The sequence below is a fragment of the Gemmatimonadota bacterium genome (genome assembly GCA_009841265.1).
Lineage (GTDB): Bacteria > JAAXHH01 > JAAXHH01 > JAAXHH01 > JAAXHH01 > JAAXHH01.
Map to the genome: position 1 here is coordinate 578,348 of VXMB01000009.1, position 23,995 is coordinate 602,342.

Annotated in this window: 23 protein-coding genes and 1 tRNA gene; 16 read left to right on the plus strand and 8 right to left on the minus strand. The window is 62.2% G+C overall.

The window, feature by feature from the left end; translation table 11 throughout:
- Positions 1-2: 2 nt before the first annotated feature.
- Positions 3-563 carry a DinB family protein gene (locus F4X08_07415; GenBank protein MYD25627.1) on the plus strand — a complete coding sequence of 187 codons (561 nt, stop codon included), beginning with the start codon at positions 3-5 and terminating at the stop codon, positions 561-563.
- Between the two features lie 11 nt (positions 564-574).
- On the opposite strand, the gene F4X08_07420 is transcribed toward F4X08_07415, so the two are convergent.
- The gene (locus F4X08_07420; protein MYD25628.1) at positions 575-1,327 is read right to left on the minus strand and encodes a phytanoyl-CoA dioxygenase family protein; all 753 of its coding nucleotides are present in this window, start codon (positions 1,325-1,327) and stop codon (positions 575-577) included.
- A gap of 72 nt (positions 1,328-1,399) precedes the next feature.
- Positions 1,400-2,203: a DUF481 domain-containing protein gene (locus F4X08_07425; protein MYD25629.1), complete on the minus strand. Its 804-nt coding sequence runs from the start codon at positions 2,201-2,203 to the stop codon at positions 1,400-1,402.
- Positions 2,204-2,290: 87 nt separating this feature from the next.
- Between F4X08_07425 and F4X08_07430 the strand changes: the two genes are divergently transcribed.
- The 6 genes from F4X08_07430 to F4X08_07455 all read left to right on the plus strand — a co-directional run bounded on the left by F4X08_07430 (position 2,291) and on the right by F4X08_07455 (position 7,139).
- Positions 2,291-3,295, plus strand: a complete 1,005-nt coding sequence (locus tag F4X08_07430; GenBank protein ID MYD25630.1) for a Gfo/Idh/MocA family oxidoreductase — start codon at positions 2,291-2,293, stop codon at positions 3,293-3,295.
- Positions 3,296-3,390: 95 nt separating this feature from the next.
- Positions 3,391-3,684: a class I SAM-dependent methyltransferase gene (locus F4X08_07435; protein ID MYD25631.1), complete on the plus strand. Its 294-nt coding sequence runs from the start codon at positions 3,391-3,393 to the stop codon at positions 3,682-3,684.
- 18 nt (positions 3,685-3,702) lie between these two features.
- Positions 3,703-4,134 carry a hypothetical protein gene (locus tag F4X08_07440; GenBank protein ID MYD25632.1) on the plus strand — a complete coding sequence of 144 codons (432 nt, stop codon included), beginning with the start codon at positions 3,703-3,705 and terminating at the stop codon, positions 4,132-4,134.
- A 23-nt stretch (positions 4,135-4,157) separates the two neighbouring features.
- Positions 4,158-4,883, plus strand: a complete 726-nt coding sequence (locus F4X08_07445) for a hypothetical protein (GenBank protein ID MYD25633.1) — start codon at positions 4,158-4,160, stop codon at positions 4,881-4,883.
- A gap of 74 nt (positions 4,884-4,957) precedes the next feature.
- Positions 4,958-5,971, plus strand: coding sequence for an Ldh family oxidoreductase (locus tag F4X08_07450; protein ID MYD25634.1), 1,014 nt, complete (start codon positions 4,958-4,960; stop codon positions 5,969-5,971).
- A 73-nt stretch (positions 5,972-6,044) separates the two neighbouring features.
- Entirely contained in the window at positions 6,045-7,139 is a 1,095-nt protein-coding gene (locus F4X08_07455; protein MYD25635.1) for a Gfo/Idh/MocA family oxidoreductase, read from the plus strand.
- A gap of 9 nt (positions 7,140-7,148) precedes the next feature.
- Here F4X08_07455 and F4X08_07460 read toward each other — a convergent pair whose 3' ends face one another.
- Positions 7,149-8,321: an aminotransferase class V-fold PLP-dependent enzyme gene (locus F4X08_07460; protein MYD25636.1), complete on the minus strand. Its 1,173-nt coding sequence runs from the start codon at positions 8,319-8,321 to the stop codon at positions 7,149-7,151.
- 233 nt (positions 8,322-8,554) lie between these two features.
- Here F4X08_07460 and F4X08_07465 point away from each other — a divergent pair, with 233 nt between their 5' ends.
- On the plus strand, positions 8,555-9,481 hold the full coding sequence (locus F4X08_07465; GenBank protein ID MYD25637.1) for a family 43 glycosylhydrolase: 927 nt from the start codon (positions 8,555-8,557) through the stop codon (positions 9,479-9,481).
- A 45-nt stretch (positions 9,482-9,526) separates the two neighbouring features.
- Complete coding sequence (locus F4X08_07470; protein ID MYD25638.1) at positions 9,527-10,456, plus strand: carbohydrate kinase family protein; 930 nt, start codon at positions 9,527-9,529, stop codon at positions 10,454-10,456.
- A gap of 103 nt (positions 10,457-10,559) precedes the next feature.
- Here F4X08_07470 and F4X08_07475 read toward each other — a convergent pair whose 3' ends face one another.
- Positions 10,560-11,915 (minus strand): aminotransferase class V-fold PLP-dependent enzyme, encoded by a 1,356-nt coding sequence (locus F4X08_07475; protein MYD25639.1) that lies wholly within the window; start codon positions 11,913-11,915, stop codon positions 10,560-10,562.
- A gap of 4 nt (positions 11,916-11,919) precedes the next feature.
- Complete coding sequence (locus F4X08_07480; GenBank protein MYD25640.1) at positions 11,920-13,332, minus strand: LamG domain-containing protein; 1,413 nt, start codon at positions 13,330-13,332, stop codon at positions 11,920-11,922.
- 363 nt (positions 13,333-13,695) lie between these two features.
- Here F4X08_07480 and F4X08_07485 point away from each other — a divergent pair, with 363 nt between their 5' ends.
- From F4X08_07485 to F4X08_07505, 5 genes are all read left to right on the plus strand, one after another.
- On the plus strand, positions 13,696-15,444 hold the full coding sequence (locus tag F4X08_07485) for a hypothetical protein (GenBank protein ID MYD25641.1): 1,749 nt from the start codon (positions 13,696-13,698) through the stop codon (positions 15,442-15,444).
- An 86-nt stretch (positions 15,445-15,530) separates the two neighbouring features.
- A complete protein-coding gene (locus F4X08_07490; GenBank protein ID MYD25642.1) occupies positions 15,531-16,250 on the plus strand; it encodes an ABC transporter ATP-binding protein in 720 nt (239 codons plus the stop codon).
- A gap of 20 nt (positions 16,251-16,270) precedes the next feature.
- Complete coding sequence (locus tag F4X08_07495; protein ID MYD25643.1) at positions 16,271-18,637, plus strand: FtsX-like permease family protein; 2,367 nt, start codon at positions 16,271-16,273, stop codon at positions 18,635-18,637.
- Positions 18,638-18,650: 13 nt separating this feature from the next.
- A complete protein-coding gene (locus F4X08_07500; GenBank protein MYD25644.1) occupies positions 18,651-19,832 on the plus strand; it encodes an efflux RND transporter periplasmic adaptor subunit in 1,182 nt (393 codons plus the stop codon).
- Between the two features lie 30 nt (positions 19,833-19,862).
- Positions 19,863-20,672, plus strand: a complete 810-nt coding sequence (locus F4X08_07505; protein ID MYD25645.1) for an alpha/beta hydrolase — start codon at positions 19,863-19,865, stop codon at positions 20,670-20,672.
- Here the strand turns inward: F4X08_07505 and F4X08_07510 are convergent.
- Positions 20,629-21,834, minus strand: coding sequence for an MFS transporter (locus F4X08_07510; protein MYD25646.1), 1,206 nt, complete (start codon positions 21,832-21,834; stop codon positions 20,629-20,631). The two genes, F4X08_07505 and F4X08_07510, sit on opposite strands and share 44 nt — an antisense overlap.
- A gap of 127 nt (positions 21,835-21,961) precedes the next feature.
- Between F4X08_07510 and F4X08_07515 the strand changes: the two genes are divergently transcribed.
- On the plus strand, positions 21,962-22,309 hold the full coding sequence (locus tag F4X08_07515; protein ID MYD25647.1) for an inorganic pyrophosphatase: 348 nt from the start codon (positions 21,962-21,964) through the stop codon (positions 22,307-22,309).
- On the opposite strand, the gene F4X08_07520 is transcribed toward F4X08_07515, so the two are convergent.
- Positions 22,306-23,343, minus strand: a complete 1,038-nt coding sequence (locus tag F4X08_07520) for a sodium:calcium antiporter (protein ID MYD25648.1) — start codon at positions 23,341-23,343, stop codon at positions 22,306-22,308. The two genes, F4X08_07515 and F4X08_07520, sit on opposite strands and share 4 nt — an antisense overlap.
- Positions 23,344-23,413: 70 nt before the next feature.
- Here F4X08_07520 and F4X08_07525 point away from each other — a divergent pair, with 70 nt between their 5' ends.
- Entirely contained in the window at positions 23,414-23,851 is a 438-nt protein-coding gene (locus F4X08_07525; protein MYD25649.1) for a hypothetical protein, read from the plus strand.
- 51 nt (positions 23,852-23,902) lie between these two features.
- On the opposite strand, the gene F4X08_07530 is transcribed toward F4X08_07525, so the two are convergent.
- Positions 23,903-23,986: transfer RNA gene (locus F4X08_07530), tRNA-Leu, on the minus strand.
- Between the last annotated feature and the right edge of the window lie 9 nt (positions 23,987-23,995).

Below are 23,995 nucleotides of genomic sequence, written 5' to 3' on the forward strand. Positions count from 1 at the left end.
ACATGAACTGGACCGACATACTGACCCATGAATTGAATTACACTTACCATGCGGCAGACGGATTGATAGACCTCGTCGAGGACAAGGATCTCGACTGGAAACCATCGTCGGGCGACAACTGGATGACGACGGGCCAGTTGCTTTTTCACGTGGGTGAAGCTTGCGGTATGGCGATAAAGGGATTCGTAACGGGCGACTTCGGTTTGCCCGAAGGCGTCAGCGTGGACGACATGGGATCTGGGGATTCGTTACCCCCGGCCGAAGCGATGCCCACGGTCGCCTCGGTGGCGGAAGCAAAGGAAAAGCTCGCGGCGGACCGGAACCTGGCCTTCGAAATGCTCGAGCTTGCCGGCGAGGAACGGATGCAGAATGAACCCGCCCCCGCGCCGTGGGACCCTTCCACTCCCGTGCTTGGCCATCGCATGCTTGAGATGGTGCAGCATCTGGTTCAGCACAAGGGGCAGTTGTTCTACTACCTGAAACTACAGGGCAAGCCGGTCAACACCATGCACCTGTGGGGCGTGCAGCTTGCCGAAGACCGCGACGGGGAAAGCAAGGAGTAGCGCGTGCCCCGCTAGAGTTTGCCTTCCTTTTCCCACCGGGCGAAGAGTTCCTGGCGATAGCGTTCGGCCTTTTCTTCGTCCTTCCTGGCCCTGGCCGCGAAATACACCAGCCCAAGGGCGGCGCGGCGGCGGTCGGACCGGTTCGCGTCCGCCCGGTGAATGATCATGCTGTGATGGGCGAAGACGTCGCCCGGGCTCGCGCGCATGGCCACTTCCCGTTCCCGGTCCTCGTCGGAGAAATCGGGTATTCCCTGCGAAAACCCGAGTATGTTGGACGTCCGGTGGGGACGCATGCCCCGCCGGTGAGATCCCTGCACGTAACGCATGCATCCGTTTTCCTCGTCGATTTCATCCAGGGCGATCCAAAGGGTCACGGCTTCGTTGGGTTCCAGCATGAAGTAGAAGCCGTCCTGGTGGGGCGGGGTGACGTCGCCCACCCTGGCCGGCTTGTTGAACCACTGCGGATTCTTGGGAAGCACGTCGTCCGCGAGCAGGAATCCCGCCAGTTCCGCAAAACTGTAGGACCCGAACAGCCCGTCAAAGTACGGATCCAGTTCCGCCATGTTCTGTAGCCGCTTGATGGACGCCGGATCCGCTTTGTCTTCGTAGAAGGCCGTCGTATCGGGCGCTCCCGGAAGCACCTCTTCGATGAACCGGTCGATGTTACTGTTGATCTCGGCAGCCTCCGCTGAAGACAGATACCCCTTGAGCAGCACGAAGCCGTCTCGGTCAAAATCTTGCTTAACCTGTTCGTTGAACTCCATTTACGTGATCTCCTCTTCCTGGGCCGTGCGTTCTGGTTTAATCATAATGGCTCACTTTCGCTATTTGTCACACTAAAAAGTCACGGCCAGTCCGTTCTCCAGCACCGTATCCAGCTTGCTGACGCCTTCCGGCGGTCGGCTGTCGTAGCGCGTGACGAAATTCAGGGCCAGCACGAGCGGTCCGGCCAGATCGATCTCCAGGTTGAGTTCGCCGAGGACGCGGGTGTCGCCGATCTTGTTCCACAGCGGTTGGAAATACACCGTGCACGTGGACACGACGCGGTCATTTACAGCGATTCTAGATGACAGATAGTGGCTCCAGCGGACGACGGTAGCGTTGTCAGGGTGGTCATCCGCTGGCATCAGTTCGCTCAGCCGCTCGTGTTCCACGAAGGCGGAAGCACCTTCCCACAGCTGGAAAGCCTCGGACTCGACCAGGTGGAATCGAAGTCCGCCGCCGGCCAGTGCGCGGGCATCGAGCCGATAGGTCGTATCATAGTTGTACTGGGTGAACGCCTCGATACCGAACCGCCCATGCAGGGGGTAGTACTGGCGGAGGTGGATCAGTCCTTCATCAGCGAAACGCTCGCCCTGTTCCCATCCGAAGTCGTTGCGGGCCAGCATGAACGTATTCACCCTGGGGTGATCGAAGTCCAGCCGTCCTTCCAGTCCGATTTCCTTCAGATCCGTATTCCCCGTATGCATCTCCAGGTTCAGGGCCAGAGCGCCCGAGAAACCCGTGGAACCCGCATCCCGGCGCAGCGCTTCGATGTTCACCTGGGCTATTGAATGGCCTGACGCCAGCGCTAGCAGCAGGAGGAAGAGCAGGTAAAGGTATCTCAAGCCGGAGTCTCCGGAATACTTAGTGCTTGCCATACCGATCCGTGGCTGTTTTCATTGTCCTAATATACTTCGATACTAGTCCGTAGTGAAACGATATGTAGTCCTGCGAAGGACGCATTAATGACAGACATTCGCGTCGGCCTGATCGGATACGGGGGTTGGACCCGGTTGGCCTTCGTGCCCGCGCTCCGGCAGCATGACCGTGTCCGGATCGTGTCTGCCGCGGCGTTCAGCCAGGCGTCTCGGGAACGCATCCGCGAGGAACTGGGCCCGGATGTGCAGGTCTATGGCGGCTTCGAGGCGTTGCTGGCCGGCCCGGAACTCGATGCCGTCATGATGGCTATACCCGACGCCATCCACGAGGCGGCCATGGAAGCCGTCCTCGACGCGGGGGTCGCCGCCTACTACGAACCACCGCTCGCCGACCATCCCGGCGGCATACGCAAGATGCTGAAGCGGCTGGTCACGGCCGGCCAGGTCACCCACGGCGATCTCGAAATCGGCTACGCTTCGGTCATACACCGCGCCGCGGAACTGTTGCGGCAGGGCGCGGTCGGCGCGCCGCAGACCGTCCACCTGAAACTGCGAAGCAACTGGGCGCAATTCGGCGGCCCGGACCTGTGCCTCGCCCACCACCTGGGCCCCTGGTACGTGGACGGGCTGAACAGCATCATCGGCCGTTCGCCGGACAAGGTGCTCGTCATGGACGGCCACGGGCAGCCGGGCCGGCGACAGTTCCACAGCCTGGTCCATTTCGACTACGGCGGCCTCTGGGGCACGATCCACCTGAACATCGACTCGGTCGATACGCTGGAGACCACGATCGAGGTGACCGGCGACGAAGGCGACCTGGCCGTCGACTATTTTCGCAATACGATACAGCTACGCAGCATGTCCAATCTCGAGGGCGAAACGATCCACGTGGAGCCCGCGATGCCGGTGGTGGGCGGCTGGCCAGGCGAGGCGGAGAGCGTCGCCGATTTCCTGGACGCCGTGGAAAAGGGCACGCCGAACCGCACCGACGCCAGGATGGCCGCGCAGCTCTATCTCACGGGACTGGCCATAGAGCAGTCGAAGGAAACCGGCGGCTGGGTCGAGATCGAAGAGGCGGCCGGACTGGCCTGATGTCCGGACTGGTCCGATATCCGACAAGGACTGGTTGCCGGTCCGGTCTGTTACCAGTAGAGGCGGGAGCGTGGCATGAAAAGCGGGAGTGAGGCATGAAAGGTGTTCGAGTAGATCCGGAACGGCGGGAAACGCGGATGCTCAGGCGGCACGTGCCCTTTTCCGGTGCGCGCGTCCTCGACATCGGTTGCGGCGACGGCCGGTTGTCGAACCGGATCAGGGGATGGATCGAATCGATCGTCGGGGTCGACCTGGCCGGGGAAGACGTCGGGCGCGCCCATGCCCGGAAGCGGTTGGATGGCATCGCGCGCTTCGCCGTGGCCGATGCGTCCAGTCTGCCCTTCCAAGACCGGAGTTTCGACCTGGCCCTGTACTCATGGTCTTTGTGATGAGTGCAACAAGAGGGCATGGGGCATGCCCTTCACGAAGCCATACGCGTACTGAAGCCCGGTGGCCGGGTGGTCGACATCCGTCCGTATTTCCCGGCAAGCCTGGGCAATCGCCGGCACGCGAGGCAGCAGGTGTATTGCCAGGTCGCCCATGAGGTGAACCTGGTGGCCACGCTGGCCCGGGACTACGTCGACTTCCATTTCGCAGACCGGGTGATGGCGGAAGCGGTCCGGGACGGCAGCCTGGACGCGGTTTTTCACACAGATTTCGTTTTCCGGCACTACTTCGACAGCCTGGAACTGTTCGACCGGTGCAGGGCCCGGTGGTGGGACAAGGCGCACATACCTGTTGCGGATCGGCGCTACCTCGAACGAACCTTGAGGTGTCATCCCTCGGCCGTAATTCGTGTAGATACACCAGTACAACTTCAAGTACTGACGAAAAGGTAGAGAAAAGGAGGGAGCATTCCGTCATGGTCCAGCCCATCTCGTTGAAACACCGCATCCGCAGCGGCGAAATCGTGACCGGCCTGGGGGTATCCATGGATTCCAGCCGGGAAGACCTGGAACGGTATCTTCAACAGGGCAAGATCGATTTCTTCAACGTGGACTGCCAGCACAGCCCCCAGAGCGAGGACCGGATCGTGTCCTTCTGCGCCTCCGCCGAGGCGTTGGGCGTGCGGGTGATCCTGCGCATCAAGCATACCCGGCATACCTACCTGATCGGGAACTACCTGGACCTGGGTCCCGCGGGTATCCTCGTTCCCGAAGTCAGGGAGGAAGCCACGGTGCGCGAGGCGGTCCATTTCTTCTACTATCCGCAGTTCGGTGGTAGAAGCTGGGGAGGTAGTGCGCGGCACGGCATTACCGGTCGTGGCGACCGCCTCGAGTATGCGGCCTGGTGGAACGACACGGGCGTCCTGTGGCTGCAGCTCGAATCGGTCGATGCAATCATCAATTGCCGGAAACTTGCGCTGGAGGGCGTAGACGTCCTCACCTTCGGGCCCAACGATCTCCTGTACGACATCGAGCGATACCGAAACCCCCCATTCCGGACCGTCGACGACTGTGTTCAGCACGTCGCCCGGGAAATGGAGGGAACGTCCGTCGCCGTCAGCCTGGCCCTCCTGGACCCATCGGACCGGCAGAAGTATATCGACATGGGACTGACCGTGCTCCAGACGCCCATGGTGGTCTGATCCGGACCTGTACGTCCATTTATCTCGTCAACCACGCACGTAAGATCCACCAATGTTTGTCAAAGGAACCATTGATGAATCGTCCGCCGGAAGCATACATCCATGTCGATGAAAAATCCCTGCTGGCCTTCACGACGGCCTGTTTCGAGAAGGTTGGCCTGTCCGGCCATCATGCTTCGATCATCAGCCGGCTGCTGGTAAACTCCGATCTCAGAGGCGTGCGCAGTCATGGGGTCCGCGCGGCATCCGGCTATACGCGGTCATTCGCCGAGGGGCATCACAATCCACGGCCCAGTGTGCGGGTCATCGGCGAATCGCCGACTACGGTTACAGTGGACGGCGACGGCACGCTCGGGTACTGGCCCATGGTGGAGGCGACCGAAGGAGCGATCGCCAGGGCCCGCGAAACGGGCATGGGCATGGGACTGGCTCGACACATCGGCCATTACGGCTCGGCGGGCCACTACACCCGCATGTGCATGGAGTCGGGCTGCATCGGATTCTCGGTCCAGGGTTACCGCAACATGGGGGATGCCCGCGGCCAGGATCCGAAACCGCAGATCGGTTACTTCGGCAATCCGCCGCTCTGCTTCGGCATGCCGGCGGGCGACGAACCGCCTATCGTGCAGGACGTAGCCACGCGCATCCTGGCCGATTACCAGCATTCGCCCGAATTCGACGATCTCCTGTCCCGCATACCGGCCGCCTTCTTCAAGAGCATCGGTTACGGGGCGGTCGCCACGGTCCTGGGATGCGCGCTGGCCGGCGCCGCGTTGCCGGAGGCTGACGAAGTGCAGGCGCGGTGGCCCGGCGCAAGTCACGGCGGCATGGTTCTGGCCATTCACATCGAAACGGTGATTCCCGCGGGGGATTTCAAGAAGGAAGTGGATCGTTTCGTAAAGGATGTGAGAGAGACCTACGAGCCCATGCCGGGATATGACGAGGCCTTGCTGCCCGGCGCGATTGAAGAAGAACGTATGGCACTCCACCGGGAGCAGGGCATCCGGTTCGGCGAGATCGAACAGCGCACCGTACGGGAAATGAGCGAGCGGCTGGACGTACCGCTGCCCTGGAGTGATCAGGATTAACGTGTAGGTAACCGGTAGGTCAGAAAAACCGCTCACCGCGCGTAGTCTTCATTCAGTCGAGAGGGGAAACAACGTGGCAAAGTACCGCGCAGGACTCATCGGATTGGGCTGGATGGGAATGCTTTACGATCTCGCGGAAAGGACCGGCGTGTGGGACGTGGATGATATCGATCGCCCCACGCCGGAACTGGATATCCATCGGCGTTTCCTTTACCACGAAAACCCGGGTACGGAGGGTCTGCCGTCATCCTACGCGGAAGCCCTCTGGGACCGGCCGGAGATCGACCTGATCGCCGCAGCGGACAGGGATGTGAAGCGGCTTCGCGCCTTCCGGAAACGGTACGGCGTCGTGTCCCTCTATGACGACGCCGGGGACATGCTGGCCATCGAACGGCCGGATATCGTATCCGTCGCGACGAACACTAAACATCGCGCTGATCTCACCTGTCTCGCCGTACATCACGGAGCGAAAGGTATCTTCACCGAGAAGCCCATGGCCCATACCCTTGAGGAAGCGGACCGGATGGTGCGCACCTGCGCGGAAGCGGGCGTGCCGTTGAGTTGCGGGGCGATCGCCACCACCCATCCATCCTTCGCCCGTGCCGGCGCCCTGGTACGCGCTGGCGATATCGGGGAGGTGCTGTCGATCGAAGCGCCGGGACCCTTCGCTCAACACCAGAACTGGTCCTATTTCGTGGACAGCGTACCGGCCTGGGTAATCGGAACCGGCGATGAACCGCGGCGGGAATCGGGCAGCGACGAATTCACGGGACAGGGCATGATGGTGACCGAAAGCGGCCTCGTGGTGCATTTTCGCAAGGGCGCACCCGGCGTACGCCTGCACGGTAGCAAAGGCGACCTGGCTTACGACTTCCCCACGGGCTGGCAGCGATGGGAAGCGATGGAGGTGGAAGGCCGGCCCTACCGGGTGGAGGTGCCCTGGCCGGGACCCCAGTTCGTGCCCCCCTATGGCGGGGTGTATTCGCTGAACGACGTGATGGACTGCCTGGCGGGGAAGCTGGACGAGCCCAAGAACTCCGGCCGCAGGGTCGCCATGGCACTGGAAGTGGAGATCGCCTTGAAACTTTCCTCCGCGCGGGGCGGCGTGCGTGTCGACCTGCCCCTTGAAGACCGTTCGCTGGGGCTCAACTACGATTGGTTTCGGTAGGCGGGTTCTTCAGGCGTTCGACCCCTCTCGCTGTATCCTCCGGATCCCCGTCGTCAGCCGCTTCAGGTCTTCGTCCGAATTGAACACGTGGGTCGAAACACGGGTGCTTTCCGCCGCGAATTCGAGCGGGGAGACCAGCACCTTCTCCTGCTGTTGCAGGCTCTCCGACAGGGGTCCCGCCTCCAGGCCCGGCACGTGGAAAGTAACGATTCCCGATGAATCGTCGTAGGACGCCGGCGTTTCCAGAACGAGTCCCGGGACCTCGAGCAAGGCGGCCTTCATCCGGTCGGTGTACGCCGAGATGCCAGCGAAAATCGCTTCCCATCCCAGCCCTTCCCAGATATCCAGGGCCTTGCCGAATCCGGCCTGGTCCGGCACGCTCCGCGTGGCGAACTCGAAACGCCGGGCTTCATCGTGCAGGTCCATGTGGCCTTCCTGGTCGAAGGACTTCTGCGAGTGCGACCCGATCCAGCTCGGCTTGAGCCAATCGATCCGGTCCCGGCGGATGAACAGGCCCCCGGTGCCCTGCGGCGCCATGGTGTACTTGTGCCCGCAGAAGCTGTAGAAGTCGCAGTCCAGCGCGCGCACGTCGATCGGTATGGCCCCGAAGGACTGCGCGCCGTCGAAGAGGACGGGCGTGTCTTTCCCGTGGGCCAGGTCGCAGATCGCCCGGCCCGGCAAGCGCAGACCCGTGCGTCTCGAGACATGGCTGACGCTGACGAGCCGCGTGCGGCCGTCGATCAGCCGGTCCATCTCCTCAAGCGTTCTGCCGAGGTCGTTATACATCGGCGCGAACCGGAGTTCCACGTCGTACCGCCCGGTCAGGTTGTACCAGGTCAGCCGGTTGCCCGGATGCTCGTGGTCGGTGAGCAGTACGTTGTCGCCCGGTTTCCAGTCGATGCCGTTGGCCACGATGTTGATGCCGATCGTGGTATTCTCCGTCATGACGATCTCTTCCGGTGTGGCGTTGACGGTACGGGCGACCTTGCCCCTGATATCCCGCTTCAGTTCCTCGATCCGCCCGGCGACAAAGGGCAGTGCGGGGCCCCGGCTTTGGAACTTCAGCCAGTGGACGACTTCATCGACGACGGGGTTCAGTTTGGGAGAAAACCCGCTGGTCTGGAAATACGCGTATCCATCCAGGTCGGGCAGCATGGCCCGCACGTCTGCGGTCAGTGACATGGACCTAATTCCTTGTGGATTCGGGTGGCATTTCGTGGTCCGGCCTCATTCTGGTCGGTATGGAGGATGGATATTGCAGCATCCAGCCCTGATCGTCGTGAAATGGTAGGGTTGCCTGCGGAACCTGTCAATTGAATTGGGCTTGACGCCTGCGTCCGTTGGGTTAATTTGCTCGCACTTCCTCGCTCCATCGCGATCCAGGGCCGGATAATCCATGCCACGGAGTACCTGACGTGTACAGACTCGAGGGCCACCGCATCGGCGATGCATGGTATTTTGCCGACGGCGCAACTGTCCATGCCTGGTTTCTCGCCATGCCCCTGGATCGAAAAGCCGGCTGGAGAATCGACCACTGCGTTTCCGATGACTTGAAGCACTGGCAATACGAGGGTACTGCCCTCGAACCGGGTCCACCGGACGCGTGGGACGGCAAGTCCCTGGCGACCGGCAGCGTCATCCGGCACGACGGGCAGTACTGGATGGCCTATACCGGCCACAAGCACGAGACCGCCTTTGTCCAGCGCGTGGGCATGGCCGTTTCCGATGACCTGGATACCTGGCGCAAACTCCCCGAAAACCCCACCTCGGTGGCCAACCCCGCGTACTACGAGATCGAATCGAGCGGCCAGCGCCAGCTCACCCACTGGCGGGACCCCTTCCTCCTGGACACGGGCGACAGTGTCCTCCAGTATGTCTGCGCGCGGCGCACCGACGGGGACGTGGCCGAACGGGGCAGTGTCGGCATCGCCCGGTCGACAGACATGATCCACTGGGAATGCCTCCCGCCGCCGGAACACGACCGGATGACCGAGGAAATGGAAGTGCCTCAGGTTTATTTCATCGAAGGCCGCTTGTATCTCGTCTTCTGTACCCACGACTTCTGGCTGTCGCCTTCCTTCAGGGACCGGTTCCCCGGCCATGTCTTCAGAAGCACCGACTATGCCATGGTGGGCGATTCGCCGCTGGGTCCGTTCCGGATCCACGGCACGGGCGAGATCATGCCCGAAGCGCCGCCCGGCCGCTTCTATGCCAGTCAGTTCATCGAGCACGACGGTAGTTGGTTCCTGCTGGGTACCGAGGGCCTGGACGCGGAGAGCGGCATTTCGGACCCTCTGCCGGTCGTAGCGGATGAATCGGGTATACATGTGGCCAGAGGTTGATTGAAGACAGGTTGATTGGCGAGAAGAAGATACGGGAAAAAGTATATGGCTCATGACGTCGTCGGCGTGGGATGCGCCTGCCTGGACTTCCTGGGTATCGTGCCCCACCTGCCGGACCAGGACGACCAGGTCTGGATGAGCGACTCAACCCAGCAAGGCGGCGGGATGGTCTCCACCGCGCTGGTCACGCTTTCCAGGCTGGGGGTGTCCACCGCCTTCGTGGGCAAAGTCGGAAACGACATGGCGGGCCGCGCCGTAAAGCAGGAATTCGACGAGTACAGGGTCGACTCGGCCCATTTGGTCGTGGAGGCCGGTGCAACGACCCCCGTCAGCATGATTCTCGTCGATGAATCGACCGGGCAGCGAACCATTATGGCCGGCGGGACGACTGTTGAAATGTCCCCTTCTGAAATACCCACCGGAATGATCACCGCCGCCAGGTACCTTCATCTCGACACCACGGGACGTCAGGCCGCACTGGCCGCCGCGGAAATCGCACGCAATGCCGGCGTGCCCGTGGTGCTGGACGCGGACAGCCTCTCCCGCCCGCAGGATATCGAGGATCTGCTTCGGTCTACGGATTACCTGATTGCTTCACGGGTGTTCGCAGAAGCGCTGACCGGCAGGGCCGATCCGGTAGAGGCCGCGAAGTCCCTGGCCTGTTACGGATCGTCCGTAACGGTCGTAACTCATGGAGAAGAAGGAAGTTACACGCTGTCAGGCGGCCGGTTATTCCACACGCCGGCGTTCCCCGTGGAGGTCGTCGATACGACCGGCGCGGGCGACGTATACCACGGCGCATACACTTTCGGCCTGCTGCAGGAATGGAGTCTAGAGAAGACGGCGGTATTCTCATCGGCCGTCGCCGCCTTGAGCTGCACCCGGCTCGGGGGACGAACCGGGATTCCGGACTTAAACCGCTCGATGGATTTCCTAAGGGGACGTGGCGCGGAGCACTTCAACGACGGGGACTAGCTGCGTCGACGAGTGAATTGATCCAACGAGGTCCCGGCCGGCAGCAAAACCGGCCGGCAGCACCACCGCGGCAGCACCGACCGGCGTCAGCCCCAGCCGACGGCTACAGTATTTCCTTCATCACTTCGATCAGTCGATCGATCTCCGCCGGCGTGTTGTAGAAGTGGGTGGAAACCCGTATCATGTCGTGGGAGCGTCTCTGGTCCCGGCTCACGACGATGCCGGCCTTTCCTCGGAGGATGCCTCGAAGAAGCGAGGTGTCCCATCCCTCGACGCCGAAGGAAGTGATGCCCGGACTCGACAGCGCATGATCCGTGGAGGTCCCCAGGCTGATTCCGGGCATCTCCATTAGTTGTTCCTTCAGATAGTCGGACAACATGCGGTCGCGGGCGTAAATCGCGTCCATACCAATGGAATCGAGAAAATCCAACGCGGTTTTTATCGCGGCCCGGATGGGTCTCTCGTACGTGCCGTGGGGGCCAATGCGCCAGAGTTGCTGTTCCCGGTCGTCCCACGGGCCGTTGCCGTCGGACGTGGGCCAGAAGGTCTCCTGAAATCCCTCCCGAACGTACAGACAACCGGTGCCGGAGGGGGTCAGCGCCCACTTGTGGAGGCTCGTGGCGAAGAGATCGCACCCCATCTCATGCAGGTTGACGGGGGTCATTCCGGGTGCCTGGGCGCCGTCTACCGCCGACACGATATCCTTCTCGCGGGCCATGTCGCACAGTTCTTTGACGGGGTAGAGCAGGCCGGGGCCGCGGGTGACGTGGCAGAAGAAAACCACTCTCGTCCTCGGGGTCAGCGCCTGTTCGAACAGATCCACCACTTCCTGTTTGCTCTTCGGAGGACTGGGGATCTGAACCTGGTTGACCTGAATGCCGAATCGCCGGGCACGGCGCGTCCACGGCTGGATGCCTGCGATGTGCTCATCCGAAGTCATGAGCACTTCGTCCCCCGGTTCCATCCGAATCCCGTTCGCGATGACGCTCAGTCCTTGCGTAGCGTTCCGGGTCAGCACCATTTCACGCTCGTCCGCTCCCAGAAACCGGGCGGCCGTCTTCCGGCTTGCCTCCACTTCGTCCCACAGTCGGGACCTTCCCTCACTGCCGGCTTCCGCGAGATACACGTACCCGTCGTAGACCGCCTGCGTGACCGGTTTCGGACACAGCCCAAGGGTCCCGTTGTTCAGATAGATGGTATCGGGATTCAGGTGAAACTGCGCGCGGACCTTCTCCCAGTAGGCTTCGTCGTCGATCGTGGCGGGCGGACCGGAGGGAGACGCTTCGCTTTCCTGCGCGAACGCCGTCGCATCCCACATCGAGGTCGCCGCCACACCGGCCGCCGCCGCGAGACCGCCCTTGAGAAACCGTCGCCGGCTTCCCGTGTCGCCCATCGCAGTGCCGTCCGATTCCATCCGGCCGATCGACGCTTCGTCTGCAGGACCTTCGTTGCGATTCATGCGGTTACTCCTGTGCCTCTTCGAAAATGGTTTCGATCTCCCGGTGGCTCAGCGGGCGGTTATACAGTCTGACGTCGTCCAGGTCCAGGCGCGACAGGTTCCATCCGCTCCCGAAGGTAGCGAAGGTCAGCCACATGCGGCCCAGTTCGATGTACCGGTAGGGATTCGGCGTTATCTGTTCCACGGAAAGTACCCCATTGACGTAGATTTTCTGATCCATGAGTCCGTCAGGCCGGGTATTCAACGTCGCGGCCACGAATGTCCAGGCATCGGGTGCGGGCGCCGATTCGGTCATCACTTCCCACTGGGTCGCCACGTCGTCCACGCGGAATCCGACCTTCCCCTCCTGTATCGACATGGAATAGGGGTCCTGTCCCCAGGCGCCGTCACCGTACCAGAGTACCTGGCTGTACTCGCTATCGGTATCGAATCCCCGTATCCAGCACGTAATGGTCAGGTAGTGGAGAAGGTCGAGCGACGGGTTTTTGACCACCGCCCAGTCCTCGTTGCCGTCAAATCGAAGCGCCCCTCCCCTTCTACCTTCTATGTGCTCAGGCTGTCCCATCACGATAGTCTTCAGTCCACTGGCCGACACGTCGTGCATTTCGGCCGTCTCCATGGGCCAGTGGGCCACGAGAGCGTCTGCAACCGATGACTTCGGCGGATCCGGCACTTCGATGCCCGGCAGGGCCGGAGGCTGCCATCCGTTCTCCCGGGTCAGGGCCAGTATGGCCTCCGGTGAGAGCGTTTCCGTGTAGATACGGACGTCGTCGATCACGCCCTTGAAGTAGAAATCCGGTTCACCCGAACCCTTGCGTCCGACGTAGACAGGTTCCTGCGGGTGCGGCGGGAAAGGCGCTTCGGCCTGATCATGAAGTTCACCGTCCATGTACAGCCGGTGTTCCTCGCCGTCGTGGGTAACGGCCAGGTGCCGCCAGACGGAGGTCCCGACAGGACGGGTAATCAGGGGATCGCGGCCCCGGCCCATGATGTGCCAGGTGGGCAATGGACCGAATGCGCTGAGTTGGAAGACGCGTCGTTCGCTGGAGCCGCCGCTGTCCTGCGTGATGACACCGTTGGTCCAGTACCGGGAGAATGCGTCGTCGTCGTATTTTACCCAGACCGACAGGGTGAAGGCCTCGCTGGAAAGAGCCGGAGGAGGCGCGACGCGGATATGGTCATTCTTTCCGTCGAAGGCAAAGGCCGCATTCGGCTGCCCGAACCGGTCTTCGGTGGAGACCGGACCGAACAACTCGCCGTGATGCTCGTTTCCGCTCGTATCCCGAGCGTCGCCGTCGAACAGCAGTTCGAGGACCAGGTTGGATCGGTCGACCGTCGGCGACTGGGCCGCGGATACGCCCGGATGCGTGAGGAGAAGGAACAACGCGGTCATCATCAGAACGACGCGACTGGTCATACGGCCATTCCTTTCAAGCAGACTGGACCTGAGATTTCCGGGGTGACGACATTACTACCGGTACACGGACGGGGATGCACGACGACGGCAAACGCGGTGCGCATGGTGGTGCCCAAGCGCTTCCGAAGCGGTCCATGATCCGCTTGACGATGGCGGTCTGAAGCCATATCTTCCTGTCGATCAACTAAACAGTACGGGAACGTAAATACAGTCCGTTCAATAAAATAGCCTGCCGATCGTACCGGCAGGTCTGGTTCCGGATCCAGGTCCGGAAGTGAACTGCGAAACTGGTTATATTCACTACTTCTACAACAGTCCATCCCAAAGTATTCATTCTTAAAAGGAAAGCCCAGGTTTCCATTCATGTCTTCACGCACCAGGATCAACATCGACACCCCCATGGTCCCGCCGCAGTGGGCCTTGCTGGAGCGCGCGCTCATCCGCTCCATGTCCCAGGCGCTCGAACTGTTCTACGAAAAGTACTTCGACGAGCAAGGCTACCTGGAATGCGTGCCCCGCTGGGGCGCCCTCGACGGCCCGGACGATGCCATCGAAAACCTGGCGAACTGGCCCGTCGTCTACCTGCTCGGCGGGGGTGACCGCATTCTGGAAATGTGCAAGACGGCGCAGGACGGCCATATCCGCCAGTACACCGAGGCCAAGACCGTCGACGTGCCCTTTGCCCGGGACGGCATGTATTACAAGGAATTCCCGGTGCACAGCGACTGGGCCCATCACGCCGAGGGCCTGGTGGTGTTCAACCTGCTGGGCAACTGCGATCCGGACGACGAAAACCATATCCGCCGGACGAGGAGGTTCGCCGGTTTCTACATGGACGAGGATCCCCAGGCGAAGAACTACGACCCGGAACGCCGGTTGATCCGGAGCATGTTCAACGGCAGCCGGGGGCCGATGCTGCGGAAGACCACGGCCCTGGACTGGGTCGGCGACCCGCTGGAGGACGGCCGGTACGACCTGCTTCACGGCCAGCGCGATTACGCGGAGATGTGCGAGCGGTTCGAAACCTACAATGACGTGGCGGGCGACCATCCGCTGAACCTGACGAGCACGGGGCTGGCCTTCAACGCCTATGCGCTCACCGGCGAAACGAAGTACCGGGACTGGATCCTCGAATACGCGGACGCGTGGGTGGAACGCACCTATGCCAACGGGGGCGTGATTCCCTCAAACGTGGGTCTGGACGGCGTCATCGGCGGCGCCTGCGAAGGCCGGTGGTGGGGCGGCGTCTACGGATGGAATCACAAGGTGTTCGCCCATCGCCACGGCCGGCTGGACAACTTCACCCTGAACGCCGTCGCCCACGCGGTGGACGGGTTCGGCAACGCCCTGCTGCTCACCGGCGACCGGAAATACGTGGACGTCTGGAGAACCGTCCTCGAATCGGTCAACGCCAACAAGAAGACCGTGGACGGCGTCACCATGTATCCCCACATGCACGGTGACGACGGGTGGTACGATTACGCGCCCGAACGCTATGACCGGGGTGCGGTCGAGGTGTACGACTGGTCCATGAACCCGGACGACCGCGCGCTTGCCAGCGACCAACCCTGGCTGAATTACCTGGACGGGTCGAACCCCGGCTTTCCCGTGGAAGCGTTGAAGCAGGACTTCGAGGATCTGCGGGGCCAGGTGGAGAAGATCCGCAACGATACGTCGACGCCGGATACCCGCCTGTCGGACAATCCCAATCCCTTCAACCCGGCGCGGATCGAGACCCTCGTGAATCTCATGACCGGGGGACCCCGACCCGCCTACGCCCGGCCGCTGCACTGCCGGCTCTGGTACTTCGACCCGGAACGCGGACGGCCCGGCGTCCCGGATGACGTGGCCACCCTGGTCGATCGGATAGACGCCGATGGGCTCGACGTGCACCTGGTAAACGTCAACCCGGTCGACGCACGCACCGTGACCGTCCAGGGCGGCGCCTACGGGGAGCACCGGGTGAGCACGGTCGAGTGCGACGGTCGAAGGGTAACCGTAGACGATACCGATTTCGCCGTACGCCTCGCGCCCGGATGCGGCGCGCGCCTGACGCTGAGCCTGCGACGCTACGTCAACCAGCCGACGGCCCGGTTTCCTTGGGACCGGTAGTGCGTTTACATTATTGACGCGCGTAACCGGAGTTGAGACGCGTTGCCAGACAGGCAAAGCCAGGACAGGGGACAAGGAGAATCTGCATGACCGTCGACCAGGCAAGCCCGGTGTTCAGGGCCCGGCGCATTTCCAAGGTCTACCGAATGGGCGAGGTGGACGTATCGGCCCTCCGGGGCGTCGACCTGGACCTGTACGCCGGCGAGCTGGCCGTTTTCCTGGGAGCGTCGGGAAGCGGCAAGTCGACGCTGCTCAACATCCTGGGCGGGCTCGATGTGCCCACGGACGGCCAGGTCTACTATCGCGAACGGGAATTGACCGCGGCGGATGAACGTGAGCGGACGAATTTCCGTCGGAAGTCCGTGGGTTTCGTCTTCCAGTTTTACAACCTGATCCCCAGTCTCACGGCGCTGGAGAACGTGGAACTGGTCACCGAAATCGCCGACGGACCCATGCCGGCGGAGGAAGCCCTTCGCCTGGTGGAACTCGAACCGCGCATGCACCATTTCCCGGCCCAGATGTCGGGCGGAGAGCAGCAACGCGTAGCCATCGCCCGGGCCATTGCGAAACGCCCGGAAGTGCTTCTGTGCGATGAGCCTACGGGCGCCCTGGACTACGCGACCGGCAAACGGGTGCTGGAAGTGATCGAGAAGGTCAACAGCACGCTGGGCACCACGACCGCGGTCATCACCCATAATGCCGCGATCGCGGACATGGCCGACCGGGTCATCCGCCTGCGCAGCGGCGAGATCGTCGAGGTATACGCCAATCAGGTAAAGAAACGGCCGGACGAATTGAGCTGGTAGGCTGCCTAATCGAGAGAGCCATGACCATTCTGAACCGCAAGTTGTTTCGCGAACTGGCGCGCATGCGCGGCCAAGTCATCGCCATCACGCTGGTGATGGCCTGCGGGATCATGGTCTACGTCTCCTCGCGCCACACCTACATCGCGCTGCTGGAGTCGCAGGAATCCTACTATACCAGCTACCGTTTCGCCGACGTGTTCGCCGGCATCAAGCGGGCGCCGGCGCAGGTCGCGGAGCGCATCGCCCGGATCCCGGGCGTTTCCGGCGTCCGCACGCGGATCGTGATGGACGTGAACCTGGACGTGCCCGGGCTGGATGAGCCCGCCACCGGCCGGCTGGTCTCCATTCCCGAGATACGCCGGTCCGTGCTCAACGACCTTGCGATCCAGCAAGGCCGCTACCCGGCGATCGGCCGGCCCGAAGAGGTCATCATCAGCGAAGCCTTCGCGTTGGCCAACGGACTGGTTCCGGACGACTGGATCGGAGCGGTCATCAACGGACGGAGGAAGGCCCTGCGCGTCGTGGGCATCGGCCTGTCGCCCGAATACGTCTACGAAGTGCAGGGATCCGGATCCATCTTCCCCGACAACCTGCGTTTCGGCGTGATCTGGATGAGCCGGGACGCCCTCGGCGCCGCCTTCGACATGGAGGGCGGGTTCAACGATCTGTCGGTCGCCCTGTCTCCGGAGGCGCGCGAGCGGGACGTGATCGACCGCATGGACCTCATCCTCGAACCCTACGGGAGTGCGGGCGCCTTCGGCCGGGACAGCCAGATCTCCCATAAGTTCCTTTCTGATGAAATCCTGGGCCTGAGCGTATCCAGCAACGTAACGCCGGCCATCTTCCTCGGGATCGCGGCGATTCTGCTGCACATCGTGTTCTCCCGCATGGTGCGGGCCCAGCGGGACCAGATCGCCATCATGAAGGCCTTCGGCTACCGTAACCTGTCGATCGGATGGCACTATCTGAAATTCGCCTTCCTGGCCGTTTCCGGCGGGACCCTCCTCGGCATCGTGGGCGGCTTCTGGATCGGCCGGCCGCTCACCGGCATGTACCAGGCCTACTACCGTTTTCCCGACCTGGTCTACGAGTTGCACGTCGACGTCATCACCCTGTCCGCGGTGATCAGCGTTTCCGCCGCGCTGCTGGGTACCCTGCACGCTCTCCGCGCGGCCATGGCCCTGCCACCCGCGGAAGCGATGCGGCCGGAGTCGCCGCCCCACTTCAGACCGCTCGCGATGGAACGCATGGGCGTGCACCGGATGCTCTCGCCGGTCTGGCGGATGATCTTCCGCAATATGGAACGAAGGCCGGCCCGGACGATGCTTTCCGCCTTCGGCATCGCCATGTCGGTGGCGATCCTGGTCATGGGACGTTTTACCTTCGACTCCATCGAATACATGATCGACTACCAGTTCCGCACGGTACAGCGCGATGACGCGGCGGTCGTCTTCGCGGGTCCCCGTCCCGCGAGCGCCCGGTTCGAACTGGCCCATCTGCCCGGTGTCGTCCGCTCCGAGCCGTACCGCGCCGTGCCTGTCCGGCTTCGTGCCGGTCATCTCGTGAAGCAGACCGCCATAACGGGACTCGATCCGGCCGGTGAACTGCGGCAGCTGATCGATCGGGACGGCCGGATTCAGTCCCTGCCGCCGGAGGGCATCGTGCTGAACAAGACGCTGGCCGACCTTCTGGCGGTGCGTGAGGGCGATATGCTCGCCGTCGAAGTCCAGGAAGGGTCGAGAATGCAGGGCAGCCTGCCGGTAACCCTGATCGTCGACGAGTTGATCGGCACCACCGCGTACATGGACAGCCGCGCACTGAACCGGTTCCTGGGCGAAGGCCGGACGATCTCCGGCGCGTATCTCTCCGTGGACCCGCTCCGGGCGGCCGAGTTGTACAGCACATTGAAAGAGACGCCGGCCGTGGCGGGTGTCGCCGTCCGCGAGGCCGTGATCAAGGGTTTCGAGGATACCATCGCCGAAAGCACGAACGCCACCACGTTCACCCTGACCATCTTCGCGTGCGTCATCGCCTGCGGCATGGTCTACAACGGCGCCCGCATCGCCCTGGCGGAACGAAACCGCGAAATGGCCAGCCTGCGGGTGCTCGGGTTCACCGAGCGGGAGATATCGGTCGTCCTCCTGGGCGAACAGGCCATCATCACCCTTTTTTCGATACCGATTGGATTTCTGATCGGATGGGCATTATGTTATCTTGCCGTGGACGCCACCGCCCAGGAATTGTTCCGGATGCCGTTGGTCATCACCGGAAAGACCTACGCGTTCGCCTTCCTTGTCGTCACCGCGGCGGCCGTGGCGTCCGCGTACATCGTCCACCGGAAACTGCGCTACCTGGATCTGGTCGGCGTGCTCAAGACCCAGGAATAACCGTGAGACCGTTATGAAAATACGTCGCAAGCACATCATCTCCTTCGTGGTCCTCGCCGCCGTCCTGGTCCTTCTCGTCCGCGCGTTCATGCCGGCGCCGGTCCTGGTCGACTCGGCCACGGCGGAGGTAGGTCCCTTACGGGTGACGATCAGCGAGGAAGGCAGGACTCGCGTACGGCAGCGTTACCTGATTACGGCCCCGGCGTCCGGCCGGCTGGCGCGCCCGGCGTTGAATGAAGGGGACCGGGTCGGCCAGGGCGATGAACTGGCGCGCATCACGCCTTCTCCCCTCGGTTCCCGCGAGTCCGCGGAGGCCCGCGCCCGGATCGAAACGGCCGAAGCACTGGTCCGTGAGGCCGAGGCGAACGTCGCCCGCGCGCGGGTAGAACAGGAAGAGGCGGCCCGCGGCCGGGACAGGGCGGAACAACTCGCCGCGAGCGGCAGCATCTCGCGGGAGCGCCTGGAGCGCGCCGTGCACGCGGCAACCGTCGCCGAACGGACCCTGGAATCCTCTCTCTTTCGCCACCGGGCGGCCGTCTCCGAACACGAGGTCGCCCAGGCGGCGCTCCTGGCCCTCCGGGAGGAGCGCGGCGATGCCCGTGCCGTGCTCTCCGTCACGGCGCCGGTAGGCGGCCGGGTGCTGCGCCTGTTCGAAGAAAGCGAGCGGGTCGTCGCTGCGGGCACGCCCCTGATGGAAGTGGGTGATCCGGGAGACATGGAGGTGACGATCGACGTGCTGTCCACCGATGCCGTAAGGGTCGACGTCGGTCAAACGGTGTGGATCGAAGAGTGGGGCGGACCCGATCCGCTGTCCGGCAAGGTGAGCCGCGTCGAGCCTGCCGCGTTCACGCGCGTGTCCGCGCTGGGCGTGGACGAACAGCGGGTCAACGTCATCGTGGATCTTGACGTGACGCCGGCGGAACTGGGCGATGGTTATCGCGTCACGGGACGGATCGTCGTCTGGGAGAAAGAGGACGTGCTCAAGATTCCGTCCAGCGCCTTGTTCAGAATAGGCGAAAGCTGGGGGGTCTTCGTCGTCGAAGAAGGCTTGGCCAGGTCGCGTGAGGTGTCGGTGGGACAGCGAAACGGGATCGAGGCCGAAATCCTCGAAGGCCTTGCGGCCGGCGACCCCGTCATCCTGCATCCCAACCCCCGCATCGCCGACGGGGTCGATGTCGAAACCCGGGCGGACTGAAGCCGTGGAGAGGAATCACGGGAATTGGAGATGGAGAAACGCACCGGCTTCGTCGAGGCAAACGACGGCGTACGTCTCTACTATGAAGACACAGGATGCGGAAAGCCCGTCATCCTGATCCACGGCGGCGGGTTGAGCCTGGGTTGGTGGCGCAAGCAGGTTCCGGCCCTCAGCCAACGATTCCGGGTCATTGCCGCCGATACCCGGGGCAACGGCCGATCGGACAAGACCCCGTGGGGACATCGCACGGCCCGGTACGCCATGGACGTGCGCCGGATCATCGAAACGCTCGATCTCCACGACACCACGCTGGTCGGCTGGTCCATCGGCGCCCGGACCGTCCTTTCCTACATCGAACTCTTCCGTAATTTCCGGCTAAAAGGCGTTGTGCTCGTCGACGAAGTACCCAGCATCGAAATCCATGGCCCGCCTGAACCGCCCGAGTCCAATGCCGAATCCCCGCCCGGGGACGAAACCGAACGCAAGCGATGGGAACTGAGGAAGATGTTCGTCTCCCTGGACGTACCGGACGCCGAACTGGACGTGCTGTTGGAGGAATGCAGGGAGAATACGCCGGCACAGGGGGTCACCCTCGGACCCGATTACCAGGCGCAGGACTGGCGTCCCATGTTGCCTTCCATCGACCTGCCGGTCTTGATCATCACGGGCGGCAGGAGCGGCGCATTCCCCGGCTGCAGGTACATGTATGAACACATCCCCGGCGCGCAGATGGAAGTCTTCGAGGACAGCGGTCATGCGCTGTTCTACGAGGAACCCGACCGGTTCAACGCCGTCGTCACCGAGTTCGTGGACGCGCTGCATGCCGCGTTTCGGGGATGAACCGCCATATGATGATCCCCATGGCGAGCATGCCCGTACCTCCGATCACGGAACTGAATACATAACCGACCTCAGTATAGACGACGCCCGCAGCCGCGCTGCACAGTCCCATGGCGAGCTGGCCGGTGGCGATACTCAGGCTCATCAGCGAACCGCGCCGTTGCGCCGGCACGATCTCGGACAGCAGCGCCTGGAAGGGGCCCATGCGGGCCGATACGAGCACCATAATGGCGAAAAAAAGCGGGTAGGCGATCCAGAAATCCGTCATGATGGCCGTCGTCAGGGTCATGAGGACGAAGAGTCCCAGGCAGCCGCCCACGACCAGGACCTTCCGGCCGATCCGGTCCGAAAGGCGCCCGGCCCAGGGCCCCACGATGACGCTGGCAATACCGGCGATTACGAACAGGGACGCGACCTCGTCGTTGGTCACCCCGAAGGTCTCCTTGATCCACACGACCAGGTAGATCACGTAGAAGGCGATCCCCGAGAACATCACGCTGTAGGCGCCGACGGCCGCTGCGGTAGCCGGCGTCGTGAACATGGACGCGTAGCGCTTAACGACCGATCCGATCGACGACAGGCGTGCCCGGGCCACGGCCGGCTGCCGGGCCAGCGTGCAGACCAGGACGAAGGAAATCACCATGGGCGCCGCGAAGCAAACGAACGGTGCGGCAAAGCCGAATCGATCGGCCAGGATCGTGCCGCCCGGGATGCCCACGATCTGGCCCACGGCGACGGCGGTCATGACCACGCCGTTGGCCCAGCCCCGCCGCTCCGGCGGAAAATGATCCCCGATATAGGCCGGCGCGACACCGCTGAGGATGCCGGCGGCCATGCCGGACAATGACCGGATCAGCAGCAGGGAGGTAAAGTCCGAAACGAAACTGTGCATGAAAAGGGTCACGCACATGGCCCCGGTGCCGATCATGAGGATACGTCTCCTGCCCATCGCGTCCGACAGCGGACCAGTGACCAGCGCACACAGCCCGAGCATGACCGCGTAGGCCGAGACCAGCGCGCCCAGGTTTTCCCTGGGCACGTTGAACTGCTCCTCCACGATGGGCAGTATCGGCGTCATGATGATCGTCTGGCTGCTCGCGGCGAACATCATGAACCAGAGCGCCAGCAGGATGCTTATGTCAGCGAAAGTACTCGGTCGCATCGGTCATTGACCCGTTTCGCAGATGGGGTTAAGATGATTCCGGGCGGTTACCGTATCGTCAAGATACCACCTGTCGAATTAAAACTTGGCTATCATGGACAGACACCGGACAACGCGTTCTCAGTACATGGAACCCCGGGTGTTCATCGGCCAAATCGTCGATATCGAAATCGATCGGCCGATGGGTTCGAAGCATCCCGATCATAATCTGATCTACCCGGTGAATTATGGCTTGGTTCCGGGCGTATCGGGTTCGGACGGCGAAGAACTGGATGCCTATCTTTTGGGTGTGGACAGACCGGTTAAGCGTTTCACGGGCCGATGCATCGCGGTGATCCGAAGATCGGATGATGCAGACGATAAGCTCGTGGTGGTTCCCGATGGCAAACACTACACCAATGAGCAAATCCGGGGTCTTACGGAGTTTCAGGAGCGATACTTCAAGTCCTCCATATTGCGAGGAGGGCACCCCTAGTGCATTTCAATGGAAAGCACGTAACTCAGGATCGTAACAAGGAGCCATGCGGAGACCAACACGACCCCCAGGGGACGTTTCAATGAATCGACAGACAGGTGGATTCCGCAACGGAAAACGATGAGCACAAACAGCATCGCAGGGAACAGGAATTGGAAGAACTGTCCATCCGCCTGCAGACCGCCTGGTGTTACGGATGCGGATACACCCGCAACGAAAAGCACATTCAGGATATCTGCGCCGATGATGTTTCCGATGACCAGCTCACCGTGATTGCGTCGCACCGCCGCGATGGCTGTCACCAGCTCCGGTAGCGATGTGCCGAAGGCGACAAGGGTCGCCGAGATGATGTGTTTCGGTACGCCTATGCGTTCTGCCATGATACTAACGGCCGGAATCAGTATCTGGGCGGAAATTACGATGATTGCAATCGCTGCAATAAGTTTGAGGAGCGTTCCGAATGTGCCGGCTCCCGCTCCATCCGCTTCTTCCATGTTCTCTGCATCTGACGGTGTCGAACTTGCCCATCGGATGGACTGCCAGATATACAACGCGAGAAGAATAACGAAGACGACACCGGCTAATTGAGGCAGGACGCCGCCATCGCTGAACGCACTCGCTGGCGAGGACCACGGCAGACAAACGGCTACCATGAGGATACCGGCACCCACTTGCACGTTGGATAACCGCGAGGCCAGCGCACGGTCAAATGGAAGCGGGGCAATCAGGGCTGCCAATCCAAGGATCAGCCCGGTATCGCAAATAATCGATCCGACCGCGTTTCCGAGTGCAAGACCCGGTTCCCCCTGTTGCGCCGAGAGTACGGAGACCGCAGCCTCGGGAGTCGTCGTACCGATGCTGACGATCGTCGCACCGATGACCGCTTTGCTGAGTCCCCATCGGCTCGATAGAATGACCGCTTCATGAACGAGCCAGTCCGCGCCCTTGCCAAGTGTCCCGAGCATTACGGCAATGACCAGCAGAAGCCCTAAACTCGGCAATCCGACCAGAAGATGTTCAATCCATTGTTCCATGAAGATTCAGGAATCTAATTAGTGTATCTACGAATCCCACCGAAGTCTATGCTGTGGGAGGAGCATCGTAATGAAACCACCCGTACTTTACCACGGCAGCCAGGACAAAACCGCTCGGCTGGAACCCAGGCCCGCGGGAGGCGTGGGACCGGACGGGGATCAACTGACCGCGGTCTATGCCACCCACCTGAAGAACATCGCCATTGCCTTCTCGCTGCCCATCAGGCCGATCGGAGAAGGCTGCAGTTTCGGCATAGATCTCGGGATAGAACGTCCTGAGGACCTGAACGAAGCCATTGAGCCTCGTATCGACCTCGAAGTCGGCTCGCTCGACCTGGACCGACCAGGTTACGTATATGTCCTCCCGTCTGACACCTTCGAACCGGTCGATCCGTGGCAATGGGCTTCCAGTGAACCAGTCGAGCCGGTTGATGTTATCCTGATCGATCCGAAACGCTACGCCCACTGGATTCGCGACAGGAGACGGCCGGGTTCCGCGTCACCATAACCGTATCCCAATAAAAAACCCACATGAATCATGCGGGTCCACCGACCTGAATGCCGAAGGAGAGATTCGAACTCTCACGGGCGAAAGCCCACTGCGCCCTGAACACAGCGTGTCTACCAGTTCCACCACTTCGGCATCACATAC

Bases quoted from the DNA above. Each gene is read 5' to 3' on its own strand.
- F4X08_07515 (MYD25647.1), top strand. From the start codon at position 21,962: ATGGAACCCCGGGTGTTCATCGGCCAAATCGTCGATATCGAAATCGAT.
- F4X08_07520 (MYD25648.1), bottom strand. From the start codon at position 23,343: ATGGAACAATGGATTGAACATCTTCTGGTCGGATTGCCGAGTTTAGGG.
- F4X08_07500 (MYD25644.1), top strand. From the start codon at position 18,651: ATGAAAATACGTCGCAAGCACATCATCTCCTTCGTGGTCCTCGCCGCC.
- F4X08_07445 (MYD25633.1), top strand. From the start codon at position 4,158: ATGGTCCAGCCCATCTCGTTGAAACACCGCATCCGCAGCGGCGAAATC.
- F4X08_07425 (MYD25629.1), bottom strand. From the start codon at position 2,203: ATGGCAAGCACTAAGTATTCCGGAGACTCCGGCTTGAGATACCTTTAC.
- F4X08_07525 (MYD25649.1), top strand. From the start codon at position 23,414: ATGAAACCACCCGTACTTTACCACGGCAGCCAGGACAAAACCGCTCGG.
- F4X08_07470 (MYD25638.1), top strand. From the start codon at position 9,527: ATGGCTCATGACGTCGTCGGCGTGGGATGCGCCTGCCTGGACTTCCTG.
- F4X08_07490 (MYD25642.1), top strand. From the start codon at position 15,531: ATGACCGTCGACCAGGCAAGCCCGGTGTTCAGGGCCCGGCGCATTTCC.
- F4X08_07485 (MYD25641.1), top strand. From the start codon at position 13,696: ATGTCTTCACGCACCAGGATCAACATCGACACCCCCATGGTCCCGCCG.
- F4X08_07460 (MYD25636.1), bottom strand. From the start codon at position 8,321: ATGTCACTGACCGCAGACGTGCGGGCCATGCTGCCCGACCTGGATGGA.
- F4X08_07440 (MYD25632.1), top strand. From the start codon at position 3,703: ATGGGGCATGCCCTTCACGAAGCCATACGCGTACTGAAGCCCGGTGGC.
- F4X08_07495 (MYD25643.1), top strand. From the start codon at position 16,271: ATGACCATTCTGAACCGCAAGTTGTTTCGCGAACTGGCGCGCATGCGC.
- F4X08_07480 (MYD25640.1), bottom strand. From the start codon at position 13,332: ATGACCAGTCGCGTCGTTCTGATGATGACCGCGTTGTTCCTTCTCCTC.
- F4X08_07510 (MYD25646.1), bottom strand. From the start codon at position 21,834: ATGCGACCGAGTACTTTCGCTGACATAAGCATCCTGCTGGCGCTCTGG.
- F4X08_07435 (MYD25631.1), top strand. From the start codon at position 3,391: ATGAAAGGTGTTCGAGTAGATCCGGAACGGCGGGAAACGCGGATGCTC.
- F4X08_07450 (MYD25634.1), top strand. From the start codon at position 4,958: ATGAATCGTCCGCCGGAAGCATACATCCATGTCGATGAAAAATCCCTG.
- F4X08_07475 (MYD25639.1), bottom strand. From the start codon at position 11,915: ATGAATCGCAACGAAGGTCCTGCAGACGAAGCGTCGATCGGCCGGATG.
- F4X08_07420 (MYD25628.1), bottom strand. From the start codon at position 1,327: ATGGAGTTCAACGAACAGGTTAAGCAAGATTTTGACCGAGACGGCTTC.
- F4X08_07505 (MYD25645.1), top strand. From the start codon at position 19,863: ATGGAGAAACGCACCGGCTTCGTCGAGGCAAACGACGGCGTACGTCTC.
- F4X08_07415 (MYD25627.1), top strand. From the start codon at position 3: ATGAACTGGACCGACATACTGACCCATGAATTGAATTACACTTACCAT.
- F4X08_07430 (MYD25630.1), top strand. From the start codon at position 2,291: ATGACAGACATTCGCGTCGGCCTGATCGGATACGGGGGTTGGACCCGG.